Origin of the sequence: Saccharothrix sp. NRRL B-16348 (assembly GCF_001280085.1) — a bacterium.
Taxonomy (GTDB): Bacteria; Actinomycetota; Actinomycetes; order Mycobacteriales; family Pseudonocardiaceae; genus Actinosynnema.
The window spans coordinates 132,712-145,182 of the sequence record NZ_LGED01000194.1 but is presented as its reverse complement, the minus strand read 5'-3'; the positions used below and the strand labels follow the sequence as shown (position 1 = coordinate 145,182).

Annotated in this window: 8 protein-coding genes; 5 read left to right on the top strand and 3 right to left on the bottom strand. The window is 71.4% G+C overall.

Annotated elements, in window-relative coordinates; genetic code table 11:
* Positions 1-33 precede the first annotated feature (33 nt).
* Together ADK67_RS51005 and ADK67_RS51000 are read right to left on the bottom strand one after the other, a co-directional pair.
* On the bottom strand, positions 34-1,704 hold the full coding sequence (locus ADK67_RS51005; protein ID WP_053717658.1) for an eCIS core domain-containing protein: 1,671 nt from the start codon (positions 1,702-1,704) through the stop codon (positions 34-36).
* A gap of 191 nt (positions 1,705-1,895) precedes the next feature.
* Positions 1,896-3,074: a hypothetical protein gene (locus ADK67_RS51000; protein WP_053717657.1), complete on the bottom strand. Its 1,179-nt coding sequence runs from the start codon at positions 3,072-3,074 to the stop codon at positions 1,896-1,898.
* A gap of 227 nt (positions 3,075-3,301) precedes the next feature.
* Here ADK67_RS51000 and ADK67_RS18420 point away from each other — a divergent pair, with 227 nt between their 5' ends.
* From ADK67_RS18420 to ADK67_RS18410, 3 genes are all read left to right on the top strand, one after another.
* Positions 3,302-5,008 (top strand): AAA family ATPase, encoded by a 1,707-nt coding sequence (locus ADK67_RS18420; RefSeq protein WP_197289503.1) that lies wholly within the window; start codon positions 3,302-3,304, stop codon positions 5,006-5,008.
* Between the two features lie 3 nt (positions 5,009-5,011).
* Positions 5,012-5,872 carry a DUF7192 family protein gene (locus ADK67_RS18415; RefSeq protein WP_053717656.1) on the top strand — a complete coding sequence of 287 codons (861 nt, stop codon included), beginning with the start codon at positions 5,012-5,014 and terminating at the stop codon, positions 5,870-5,872.
* A gap of 128 nt (positions 5,873-6,000) precedes the next feature.
* Positions 6,001-9,861, top strand: a complete 3,861-nt coding sequence (locus tag ADK67_RS18410) for a S8 family serine peptidase (RefSeq protein ID WP_053717655.1) — start codon at positions 6,001-6,003, stop codon at positions 9,859-9,861.
* A gap of 53 nt (positions 9,862-9,914) precedes the next feature.
* Here ADK67_RS18410 and ADK67_RS18405 read toward each other — a convergent pair whose 3' ends face one another.
* Positions 9,915-10,892, bottom strand: coding sequence for an alpha/beta fold hydrolase (locus ADK67_RS18405; protein WP_053717654.1), 978 nt, complete (start codon positions 10,890-10,892; stop codon positions 9,915-9,917).
* Between the two features lie 64 nt (positions 10,893-10,956).
* Here ADK67_RS18405 and ADK67_RS18400 point away from each other — a divergent pair, with 64 nt between their 5' ends.
* Together ADK67_RS18400 and ADK67_RS18395 are read left to right on the top strand one after the other, a co-directional pair.
* Positions 10,957-11,904: a helix-turn-helix transcriptional regulator gene (locus tag ADK67_RS18400; RefSeq protein ID WP_053717653.1), complete on the top strand. Its 948-nt coding sequence runs from the start codon at positions 10,957-10,959 to the stop codon at positions 11,902-11,904.
* Between the two features lie 89 nt (positions 11,905-11,993).
* The gene (locus tag ADK67_RS18395; RefSeq protein WP_053717652.1) at positions 11,994-12,443 is read left to right on the top strand and encodes a GNAT family N-acetyltransferase; all 450 of its coding nucleotides are present in this window, start codon (positions 11,994-11,996) and stop codon (positions 12,441-12,443) included.
* The last annotated feature ends 28 nt before the right edge of the window (positions 12,444-12,471 follow it).

Genomic DNA, 12,471 nt, shown 5'->3' with positions numbered 1-12,471 from the left:
GACCTCTCCGGGACGGTCGGCCGCCGGCGCCGCCTACGGAAGCGGGTTTCCTCTCGTGTCGGACTCCTCCCACTCGGAGTCGGAGTGCGGCGGTCCGTGGACGGCGTTGTCGACCTCCTCGTCGAAGTACAGCACCCGGTAGCCGTCGGCGTTCTCCTCGAAGTAGCCGCCCGCCGGCTTCGCCCGTTCCTCGACCTCTTTCTTGGCCGCCGGGTTCGCTTCCAGCCACTTCGGCATGATCCAGCCGTTGAACGGCTGCCCGTGCGATCCCGAGGCGACGACCGTGTACCCGATGGGGACGATGTGCCTGTTGGTGGCCTCGAACGCCCACTGGCAGGCCGCGCACGACATCTTGACGCCGCCCAGCTGGATCTCGGCGGGCACGTTCCGGGCGTTGCCGGACTGCCAGTTCTCGACGTGCTGACCGAGCAGCGTGAGTTCGGCGTGCTGCGACCCGGAGCCGCCTTGATCGAGTTCGAAGTACCTGGCCCCGTTGGCGCGGGCGTCGCGGATGGCCGCCGTCCACCCAGGCAGGGACGCGGATTCGGGGTGCGCCGAGCCGTAGTCACCGGACACCGTCGCGCCGAACTTCACCGCGTCCTTCGTCTGGCGACGGTTGTCGTCTTCCGCGCTGATCGGCTCCCGGAGGGCTTCGTCCATCTCCACGGCGTCGTTGCTGGTGACGTGAGCCCTGCCGGTGTTGCCGGCCAGTCCCAGGGAGCCGTCCGGCAACACCGTGGACGCCACGTGCGGGCTGCCGCCTTCCGCCGCGGCACGATGCGTGAGGCGGGCGACCCGATCGCCGGCCCGCAGCCCGGCGTCCCGGTCGTCCGCACCCGACGCCACCGTTTGACGGAACCTCCTGACGACGTAGACCGGAACGTCGTCGGGGGACGCATAACCCGCCTCGAGGTGGTGCGCGGTGGAGTTGGCGGCGTACTCGCGTTCGGCCGGCAGGGCTTCCCGCAGGAGGACCGGGTCGACCGCGTCGCTGCGCCAGGAGAACCCGGACCCGTCGAACGCGAGCCACCACTGGGCGGGTGTCTCGAGGGGCATCCGCTGGACCGCCGGCGTGCCCGCACCGGACCCCTGCGACGACCCGGCGGCCTTGGCGGGATCGGCCCCGCTCAGCGCCCGTCGGGCGGTGGCCTCGGCTTCCCGCTCGAAACGGTCCCCGGGATCGCTGATCCGCAAGCCGTCGCCGTTGTCGGCGCCCGCGACCGGACCCCGGCGCTGCTGGATGACGTGCGTGAGTTCGTGGGCCAGGGTGTGCTTGTCCACGCTTGCGGTGCCGGTGACGATGTGGTGGCCCGAGGTGTAGGCGCGGGCACCCACTTCCGCCGCCGAAGCCCGCGCGGCGGCGTCGGTGTGCAGGCGCACCTCGGAGAAGTCCGCGCCGAGCCGGTTCTCCATCTCGGTGCGCGTGTCGTCGTCGAGGGGGCGGCCCGGCGACCGGAGCACCTCCGGCACGGCCGAGCGCTGCACGGGCCGGAGGTGCGCGCTGCCGTCCTCGTGGAAGTGCGGTTGTCGCTGCCGAGCTTCGATGTGACGGCCCGTGGCGGCGTTGCCGATGGTGCGTTGCAGGTTCGCGATCGCCTGCGGAGTCAGGGGCATGGCCGGGTCCCACGACATCGGCGCCGGGTCGGCAGCCCGCGTCGGCTGTGTCCGGGACGTGCCGACCGGTTCCTGGTCCTGCGCGCGCACAAGCCCTCCATTCCTGGGCGGCCGGGAGACGTGATCGCATCTCACCTTGCCGGCCACGATCGAGCGGGAAGAAGGGCCGCGAGGGCACGACCCGACCCCCTCTCGCGGCCCGGGAGGGCAAGATCGCGCCCGGCACGCACGACCTCGGCGCGTCGTGCTTCAGCGCACGGGCCGGCGGTGGGCTGCGTCGTTCAGGCGCGTTCCGCTCGCAGCGCGTCCAGTTCGGCTTGTAGTCGGTCGAGTTGGCGTTCCGCCCGTTCGGCCCGGACGAGGGTCTGGGCGCGGGCTTCTTCGAGGGCGTCGAGGCGTTCGCGGGCGGCGCGTTCGGCTTGATCGAGTTGGGCGCGGTGGGCTTCGCGTTGGTCGGTCAGCTCGGCTCGGGCGCGGGCCAGTTCGGTGCGGGCGTCGTCGGCGGATTGTTCGGCGCGTTCGGCCTTGATCCGGGCTTCGTTCGCGGCGGCGGTTTCGGCGCGTGCGGCAGCCTGGGCCTGCTCGACGCTCGTCCTGGCTTCGGCGACGGCCTGGTCGACGCGACTCTGCGCGTCCGCTCGTGCCTGGGCGACCTGGGCTCGGGCTTCGGCTTGGGCGCGTTCGACTTGGGCCTGCGCGTCGTGTCGGGCTTGGTCGATCTGAGCTTGGGCGTCCGCACGGACCTGGTCGACTTCCCGCACCGCCTGCCGCCGTGCCTGTTCGGCGTGCGTGACGGCGTCGGCCTTGGCCTGCTCCACCTGGGCTTGGGCGTCCCGCCGGATCTCGTCCACGGCGGCCGCGGCCTCCACGCGGATGGTGGCGATCTCCTCTTCGGCCCGTTCGACGGCGGCATCGGCTTCGGCCCGTGCGGCGTCACGTTGCCCGTAGGCGGCTTCGGCGTCCTGCTCGGCCTGTTCGGCGGCCCGCACCGCGTCCTCGGTGGTCGCCTCCGCCGCTTGGCGTGCCCGTTCGGCGTCACGCCTGCGCCGTTCCGCCTTCGCGACCGCCGCCTCCGCCTCGGCGACCCGCCGTGCGGCCTCGGCCTCCACCGCCTGCACCTGGCTCTCGGCCACGCTCGGGTCGGCGATCGCGGACAACTCCGCCACCGCACCGGTCAACGTCGTCGACAGCTGCTCGGTCAACACCCGGAACCGCTCCAACAGTTCCTCGGCCCTGATCTTGCCCGCGGTGATCCCCTGCGGGCCTTTCGTCACGGTGACGACCTCCTTCTCGCCCTCCGCCGCCTGCGCCAACCGCTGCCTTTCCCGCCACGCCCGCCACCGGGTGTGCTCGGGCAGGTCGCAGTACTCCGCGGGCCGCCCCGGCCCGGTCCCCCGGAACACCGGTCGCGTGCAGCCGGGGTAGTTGCAGGTCAGCGCGGAGGTCTCCGTCGTCGTCACGGCAATATCGTAGCACCATTCCGTTGGATCAAACGTTATAGGCCACAACGCAACGCTATTGGGTGGATTGACCGTGACTTCCGATAAGTGAACCTTATCGGAAGTGAGATTGGAGGCCGTCCGGCCGTGCCCTCGGCCGACCGTGGCAGCAACGTGCCGCGTCCGGGTGGGGTCCCGTGAATCGATCCCATACTCGGTGCCGACATCACGGGGAACGGGGAGGAAGCGTGCGGACCAGCACGAAGGCGGAGATCGCTCAGATCTCCGAGGCGGTGGCGCGTGCGGTGTTCACGCAGAGCAATCTGCTGTGGATGGTGCAGAGCGAGATCCAGGCACGGTTGCCCGAGACCATCCGCCAGCACGCCCAGCTGTCGCTGCCGAACCTGGCCAAGCTGGCGATCGCCGAAGTCACCCCGGACCTGGCGGAGATGCAGGCGGCGGTGGAGGGGGCGGCGCGGAAGGAGTTGGAGGCCGACCTGCCGGAGTTGGTCAACCGGGCCGCGGACGGGCTGCTGCCGGAGTTGGCGAGGGCGGCGGTGCGGGAGGCGACACCGGATGCGGCGAAGCTGCGGGAGGAGTTGGTCGCCGCGGTGGTCTCGGAGGTGACCGGCATCATGCACGGTCAGGCCGGGGACGTGTTGGCGGACGTGGTGCGGCAGGCCACCGACCAGGTGCGCGACGTGGTCGCGGGCAGCCTGGCGCGGCAGTCCGAGGAGGTGATCGCCGAACTGGCCCGCGCCGCGGTCGCCAAGGCCACCCCGGACCGTGACGAGGTGCGTGACGAGCTGGTGCACGCCGGGTCCGCCGCGATGATCGAGGTGGTGCGCGCGGCGGTCAGGGACGCGGCGCCCGAGGCGGTGCGGGACGAGGCCGAGAAGGTCCGCGGCTCGTTGGCCGACGCGGTGGAGCGGGCGGCGGGGGAAGTGGTGCCCGGGCTCGCCCGTGACGCGGTGGCCGGGGCAACTCCGGACCTGCGGCTGCTGCACGAGGAACTGGCGGGCAAGGCCGCGGTCGCGGCGACCGAGAAGGCACGTGAGGCGACCCTCGAGGCTGTGCCGGGCGTGGTCGACAAGGTGTCCGAGGAAGCGCTGAACTCGGTGCGCGGCGCGGTCCGCGACGAGGCGGAGAAGGTGTTCGCGCAGTACGCGCCGAACCTGGTCACCGTGGTGCTGCCGCAGGGCGGGAAGGTGGAGCTGGGCGCGGACACGCACTCGGTGCTGCCGGAGTTGCTGGTGGCGTTGCACGCGCGCTGCCACGTGCTGCTGGTCGGCCCGGCGGGCACCGGGAAGTCCATGCTGGCCAAGCACGCGGCGGGGGCGTTGGGGCTGGAGTTCCAGGCGCTGTCGTTGGGCCCGACCACGCCGATGAGCAAGGTGTTCGGCTACTACGACGCCCACGGCCAGTACCGCGACACCCCGTTCCGCCGTGCGTTCGAGCACGGCGGCGTGATGCTGCTGGACGAGCTGGACAACGGCCACCCCGGGTTGCTCGCCGAGCTGAACCAGGCGCTCGCGCTGGGCACGTGCGCGTTCGCGGACGGCATGGTGGACGCGCACGAGAACTTCCGGTTGGTGGCCACCGGGAACACCTACGGCACGGGTGGCGACCGGCAGTACGTCGGCCGGCAGACGTTGGACGCCGCCACGCTGGACCGCTTCGTGGTGATCGACGTGCAGATCGACGAGGGGTTGGAGGAGAGGATCGCGTTGCGGCACGCGCCGTCGCACCCGGACGCGGTGCACGAACTCCTCGGCGAAGTCCGGGATCTGCGGAAGCTGGCGGAGGACAAGAAGCTGCCGGTGCTGTTCTCGCCGCGGACCAGCATCGACGGCGCCAAGCTGCTGGAGGCGGGCGCCACCGTGGACCAAGTGCTGCAGTGGCGGGTGGTGCGCGGTCTCTCCGACGCGCATCGCAAGGCACTCGGGCTGGACTGACCGGTGCCGACCACGACGCTGACCACGACGTTGCCGCCGTTGCTGTCCTGGCGTGAATTCCTGGATGCCGCGACGGCTCCGCCGTCCATCTCCTACGGGAGCAGCCGGAGAACGGATGTCGAATGGCACGGCGCCTCCTGGGACGAGGCGGTGCAACTGGCCGTCGACGGGTGGCCGCTGGCCTTGGAAGAGGCCGACGTGACGATCAGCCAACTGCGTGACAGCGCCGGCCTGTCCCACGCGGTCACCGTGTTGGAGCCGACCTGGGACGTGACCGGCAGCGAGGTGGACGTCGGCGCCTACCTGGCCGGGGTGCCGGAGTGCATGGTGGACGCGGTGCCCCGGCAGGTGTCCCGACGGGGCAAGGTGATCACGTTCCTCGTGCCGTCGTCGTACTCGCACCGGATCGACCACCAGGTGATCATCAACCGCGGTCTGGCGCTGGCCACGCTGTGCGCCGCGATCATCGACGCCGGTCACAGCGTGGAGATCTGGTCCGGGGACGCCGGGATCCTGCACCTGCCTCAGGGGAACCAGCGCTACTGCGGTGTGGCCCGGGTGATCTCGGCCGGCGAACCGTTCGACGTGGGCAGGCTGATCTTCGCGATGGCGCACCCGGCGATGCTGCGGCGGCTGTGGTTCGGCATCTGGGACTCGCAGCCGAAAGCGGTCGCCGCGGCGATGTACGCGGACAACTACGGACGGGCCCCGTACACGTGCCGGGCCACCGACCTGCCCTCCGAGATCACCCAGCCGTACGTGTTCCCCTACCTCACCGAAGAGGACCGGCAGTGGGACGACCTGCCCACCGCGCTGTCCTGGGGACGGCAGGTGTTCAGCGACCTCGGCCTGATCCAGGACTGACCACGGCCGGCGCGCTCATTCACCCGAACGCCGCACACGAGATGGGCTGGTGGGCGTAACGAACGTCCTTCCGTCACGAACCTGCCTGTAAGACCACCGTTCAGTGGAGGCACCGCCAGGGGGTTCTCATGACGACGAAGGCCATCATCACGCCGCGCTCGACGACGACGGGGCAGTTCCGGCCGAGTGAGGCCGAGTCGGCGGGGGTCGAAGTGGAAGCCGTGCTGCCGGAGGGCGCGGTGGTGAAGGGTGGCCGGGAGCGGCTGGAGGCGTTGGAGGAGCAGGGGTACCGGGTCAAGCTGCTGCCGGACGCCGGTGTCCTCGACCTCGGCACGACCCGCATCGACACCGAGAGCGACGCGGAGAGGCCACCGGCGCCGGCGGAGCTGGAGGTGCCGGCCGAGCAAGCCGACGAGTGGCCGCACCACCTCGTCCAGCTCGTCGCGCCGCCGCGTGCCGAGTGGCTCGCGGCGATCGAGGCACGCGGTGTGGAGGTCATCGAGCCGACCGGCGCGTACGGCGTGCTGGTCGGCGGAACGCCCGACGCGGTCGCGCGGCTGCGCGAGCTGACCTTCGTCACGTGGACCGGGCCGATGAAGCCCGCCTACCGGATCCACCCGAACCTGGCCGGTGCCACCGGCACGGTCTCGTACGTCAGCGTCTCCGTCCACCCGCCTGCCGCGGCCGACGAGGTGCGCCGGGCCGTCCAGGACGTGGGCGGCGCGGTGGTCAGCGACTCGCGCGCCGAGTCCGACGCGCCGCTCTACGCCACGATCGTGGTCGAGCTGGACGCGGCCGACCTCCCGACGATCGCCCGACTGCCGCACGTGCGGCTGCTCGAACGGGTCGACGACCGGCCCGGCCTGGACGGCGAGCGCGAGTCGCAGCTGGTCCGCGAGCAGATCCCGCCGTCGACGGGCTACCTGGCGTGGCTGGGGTCGCTCGGCCTGGGCGGCGGCACGGGGGTGAACGTGGCCATCTGCGACACCGGTGTCGACGAGAACGCGACCAACAACACGACCGGCCACCTCGACATCCGCGGGCGTCAGGTCGCGTTCGTCAACTACGACGGCGACGCGGCCATCCAGGACAAAGAGGGGCACGGCACCCACGTCGCGGGCATCGCGCTCGGCAACGGCGGCAGCGGCGACACCGAGGGTGTCGCGCCGGACGACTTCCTCAGCGGTCTGGGCGTGGCGCCGCAGGCCGGGCTGGTCACCCAGAACGGGCTCGAGGGCCCGTGGCCGCCCGCCGACTTCGGCCAGTTCACGCGGGACGCGGTGAACAACGGCGCGGCCGTGCAGAACAACTCGTGGTTCTCCTCCGCCGCGGGCAGCGGGTACACCGCGACCGCCCGCCGGTACGACCAGCTGGTGCGCGACCCGGACGACGCCACCGCGGGGCTCGACTCGCTGGTGATCGTCTTCTCGGCGGGCAACGCGGGCGGCCGGCCGGGGACGATCACCGGTCCGAAGGAGGCCAAGAACGTCATCGTGGTCGGCAACTCGCTCAACGCCCGCCCGGGCGAGGGGTTCCCGAGCGACGACGTGCAGGGCATCGCGTCGAGTTCCAGCCGCGGTCCCGCCGCGGACGGCCGGATCCTGCCGAACGTGTGCGCGCCCGGCACCGACGTGAACTCCGCGCAGGCGGGCACGGACAGCGGTCACGTCCTGCTGACCGGGACGTCGATGGCCGCGCCGCACGTCACGGGCGCGATCGCGGTGATGATCGAGTGGTGGCGGGCGCGCACGGGCGGCGTCACGCCGAGCGCGGCGATGGCGAAGGCGTTGGTCGTCAACGGCGCGGAGGACATGGCGGGCGGCCCCAACTGGCGGTCGTACTCGGCGTCGGAGTGGGCGAACCTCGGCGGTGGCCTGCGTTCGGTCTCCGCGCTCGGTCACGTCCCGGCGGAGGCGGTCGACCAGGCCCCGGGCGGTGTGTTCGGGGCGATGACGGAGGTCGCGAGCGCCGCGGCGGTGGCGGGTCCGGGTGACTGGCACTACGACCAGGGCACGGAGGTCATGACGTTCCGGACCGTCTCCCCCGGCGCGACCAGGCTGAACCTGCGCGACAGCGCCCCGCTCGGGCCGGTCCCGAACAACGACCAGGGGTGGGGGCGGGTGAGCCTGGAGAACGTGCTGGAGCAGGCGCCCGCCTCCGACCGTGGCCCGAAGGTCTTCTCCGACCAGCGGCACGCGTTCACCGCGGCGGGTCAGGAGCACCTGATCCGGGTCGCGCCGGCCGACCCGACCCGGCCGTTGCGCATCACGCTGGTGTGGACGGACGCGCCGGGCGCGGTGGCGGCCAACCCGACGCTCGTGAACGACCTCGACCTCGAGGTGACCGAGCTGGACTCCGGCATCGTGTTCAAGGGCAACGTGTTCGCGGGCGGGTTCTCGGCGCCGGGCGGCGTGTTCGACAGCGTGAACAACATCGAGTGCGTCTACCGCGCGAACCCGTCGGGCGTCTACGAGGTCCGCGTGATCGCTGCCGCGGTGTCGGCGAGCGCCCGGCCGGACATCGCCACGCCGTGGCAGGACTTCGCGCTCGTGATCGACAACGCCGAGGTGCCGCCGGCGGCGCCGGTGAGCGTCGTCCCGGTGCTCGACCGCTCGGGCAGCATGCTCGTCCACGGGTACGAGGCGGTCACCCGCACCGCGTCCAAGCAGTTTCTGGACCTGCTGTCGGTGGACGACGAGGTCGGCGTGGTCAGCTTCGGCAGCACCGGGGACGTGGCGTTCCCGACGGGTCCCGGTCCGGCCGTGCAGCCGATCACCGGCCAGCCGGTCCGCGACGCGGCGAAGGCCGAGGTGGACGCGGTGGTGTTCGGCGGCTGCACGTTCCTGGGTGACGGGATCGTCAAGGCGCGGGACCTGCTGGCGACCTCGTCGGTGGCGAGCCGGGCGATGGTGCTGCTGTCGGACGGGTACGACAACAAGGGGTGCGACGCGGGGAACCCGGCGAAGCCGTCGGCGCTGGACGCGGTGGCGACGCTGCCGAGCGCGGTGCCGGTCTACACCTGCGCGATGGGTCCCGCCTCGGACCAGGCGCTGCTGGAGCAGGTCGCGGACATCTCCGACGGCCGCTACTACTTCATGCCGACGATCGACGACCTGTTCGAGATCTACAACTACCTCCGCGGCCAGGTGTCCGGTGACGGGATCGTCGTCAACGAGTCGGCGATGGCGTCCACGAGCCGGGTCGCGGCGTTCGTCGACGACGTGGCGGCGCAGGCGACGTTCACGGTGTCGTGGGCGGACACGTCGCTGCGGTTCGTGGCGGAGAGCGCCACGAAGGCCGACCAGCTCTGCGTGCGGCTGCGCGACCCGAAGGGCAGGCTCGTGCCCGCGCACTCCAGTTTGCTGCGCCGGACCGAGGGCGACGGGTACGTGGCGTTCGACGTGGCCGAGCCGTTGGCCGGGAGGTGGTTCATCGAGGTGTCCACGGCGCGGGAGGGGCACACCCGCTACACCGCGGCCGGGTTCGTGCGGTCGCCGATCCGCCTGCACGTCGACCTGGGTCCGCGCCGGTTCACGGCGGGCAGCCCGCTGCTGGTGACGACCAAGATGACCGACGGCACCCGGCTGTTCAACCCGGCCAGGCCGACCGGGCTCGTGGTGGCGCCCGCGTTGAGCCTCGACAGCCTCGGCAAGGTCCACGCCGACGCCCTGGCCAAGCTCGACCCGGTGGAGGTGCCCGGCGGCGACTCGGTGCCGGAGCACGTCGGCAAGGTGCTGGCGCTGCGCGCCCGGCTGCTGGCGGCGGGCAAGCCCGACCTGTTCCAGTTCACGGCCACCCGGCTGACCCTGTCGGACACCATGCCGCGGGCGACCGGGGTCGAGTCGGCGTTGCCGCTGGTCACCGGCCGGTTCACGCAGACGAAGGAGGCGGGCAGCTACAACGTCCGCGTGACCGCCACGGGCCGGGCGCCGCACTCCGGTTCCCGGTACGTGCGCACGCAGCTCGCCTGCACCGTGGCCACGCCGTAGGCGGCCCGTGGTCCGGCCGCCGGGGTCACTGTTCCCCGGCGGCCGGAAGCCCGCTACACGGCGTCCTGCCGTGCCAGCCAGTTCGTGATCGCCTGGTTCGTCTCCGCCGGCTTCTCCTGCTGGATCCAATGACCGCAGTCCAGGTTGACCACGTCCACGTCGGGCACGAACTCGGCCAGCGTGGCGGACGGCTGGATCACGTCCCGGTCGCCGTAGATCATGAGCGTGGGCTGCCGGATGATCGGGTCCACGTCCGCCAGCAGGTGCCAGTTGCGGTCGAGGTTCCGGTACCAGTTCACACTGCCCGTGAACCCCGTCGATTCGAAGGCGGAGACGAAAACGGCCAGTTCACCGTCGCTCATCACGGGCTCGCCGAGTGGCGTTTCCGCTGTGGCGAGATCGATCAACGCCATACCCGGCCGAGGCTCCAGGGGCGGCACGTTCTTCCGGTACATGTTGCGGAGGAACCGGAAGGTGTTCTCGTCGAACACGGCGTCCGCGACGCCTGGCCGCCGGTTGAAGTGGACGAAGTAGAAGTCGCCGCCGAGCACCTCTTCCATGGCCTCGATCCAGGGCTTTTCTCCGCGTTCCTGGTAGGGCAGGCTCAGGTTGACCACTTTGTTCACGCGTTTCGGGTGCAGCAGGGTCAGTCCCCAGACGACCATCGCGCCCCAGTCGTGCCCGACGAAGGTGGCGTCCTCGTACCCGTAGTGATCGAGCAGCCCGACGAGATCACCCGACAGGTGTTCGATGTCGTAGTCCGTCACTGCGGCCGGACGGGACGAGTTTCCGTAACCGCGCTGGTTCGGGACGATGACGTGGTAGCCCGCCGCGACGAGGGCGGGCACCTGATGACGCCAGGAAAAGGCGTGCTCCGGCCAGCCGTGGCAGAGCACGATGGGCTTTCCCGCATTCTGCCGGCCTGCTTCGAACACTTCGAGTTCCACGCCGTTGACGGGGACGACGGTGGGCTCGGGGAAGTCGACCGGAGTGAACCGGGCGTGGGTGGTGGGACTCGTCGGTGAGGTCATGCCGCCATCGTGCGGACTGAAACCGGTCACCTCCTGACCGGTTTGATGTGGGAGTGTTGCCGGCGTGCGAACCGACCGGCTGGTGGCAGTCCTCCTCCTGCTGCAACGGCGCGAGCAGGTGACCGCGGCGGAGGTCGCCCGGGAGTTGGAGGTCTCCGAGCGCACCGCCCGCCGCGACCTCGACGCCCTGGCCATGGCCGGGGTGCCCGTGTACGCGATGCAGGGCCGAGGCGGCGGCTGGCGCCTCGTGGGCGGCGCCCGCACCGACTTGTCCGGGTTGACCGCGAGCGAGACCCGCGCCCTGTTCCTGGTCGCCGGCCCGGCCTCGGCCGCGACGCCGGCTGTGAAGGCAGCCCTGCGCAAGCTCGTCCACGCCCTGCCGGAGCCGTTCCGGGTGCAGGCCGAGGCCGCGGCGTCGTCGTTGGTCACGGACCCGCGACGATGGGGGTCGAGCCGGGTCGAGCACCGACCGCCCCGCTTCCTCGACGAACTCCAGGACGCGGTGATCCGCGGCGTCCAGGTGCGGCTCGGCTACGTCGACGGCCAAGGCGCCGAAACCGAGAGGACCGTCCACCCGCTGGGCATCGTCGCCAAAGGCCCGTCGTGGTACCTCGTCTCCGACACCGAGGCCGGCCGGCGGACGTTCCGGATCGACCGCGTGTCGTCCGCCGTGCCGACCGACGACCCCGTGCACCGGCCCGAGGACTTCGACCTCGCCGTGAGCTGGCACGAGATCGCCGACGAGATCGACCGCAGGCGGATGCCGCTCGAAATCCAGGCGGTGTGCGTGCCCCACGGGATCGGCCTGCTCCGGATGGGGCTCGGCAGTCGGCTCCAAGTGGGAGGCTCCACGACCGACGGCCGCATCGAGGTCCTGATCCGCGGCCACGACGAGTACACGCTCGCCGGCGAACTCGCCGGACTGGTCGAGTGGCTCGAAGTGACCGGCCCTCCAGGTGTGCGGGACCACCTGGCCTCGATCGGCAACGCACTCGTCCAGCGCTACGGCTGAGACGGTCGTCCGTGCTCGGCCGAGCGGCGGTTTCCACGGATGATCGGACGGGGTAACCGGCGGATCACCTCGTGGGAAAGGATGGCCGCATGATCGTTCCCTTGGACCTCGCCGACGACGAGACGGTGAAGGCGGTGCACCGGATCGCGGCCCAGTCGTACGCGGTCGAGGCGGAGTTGATCGGCAGCACGGCGATACCGGCGTTGCACGAGTCGGTCGAGGACGTCCGGAGATTGCCGTTGCGGTGGCTCGGCGGGTACGTCGACCACGACCTGGTGGCGTTCGTCGGCTACGCGAAGGTCGACGGCGTGCTGGACATCGACCGGCTCTGTGTGGCGCCGAGCCACTTCCGGCTCGGGTTCGCCAGACGGCTGGTGGAGCAGGTGCTGGCCGAGGGCGGGCCGGCGATCGTGTCGACGGGTGCGGCGAACGCGCCCGCCATCGCGCTGTACGAAGGGCTGGGGTTCCGGTTGGTGGACACGGTGGTGGTCGAAGGCGGGCTGCGGATCGCCCGGTTCGGGCATCCGGGGTCGATCTAGGACGGTTCCTGTCCTACTCGGGCTCTAG

Bases quoted from the DNA above. Each gene is read 5' to 3' on its own strand.
- ADK67_RS18395 (WP_053717652.1), top strand. From the start codon at position 11,994: ATGATCGTTCCCTTGGACCTCGCCGACGACGAGACGGTGAAGGCGGTG.
- ADK67_RS18410 (WP_053717655.1), top strand. From the start codon at position 6,001: ATGACGACGAAGGCCATCATCACGCCGCGCTCGACGACGACGGGGCAG.
- ADK67_RS18405 (WP_053717654.1), bottom strand. From the start codon at position 10,892: ATGACCTCACCGACGAGTCCCACCACCCACGCCCGGTTCACTCCGGTC.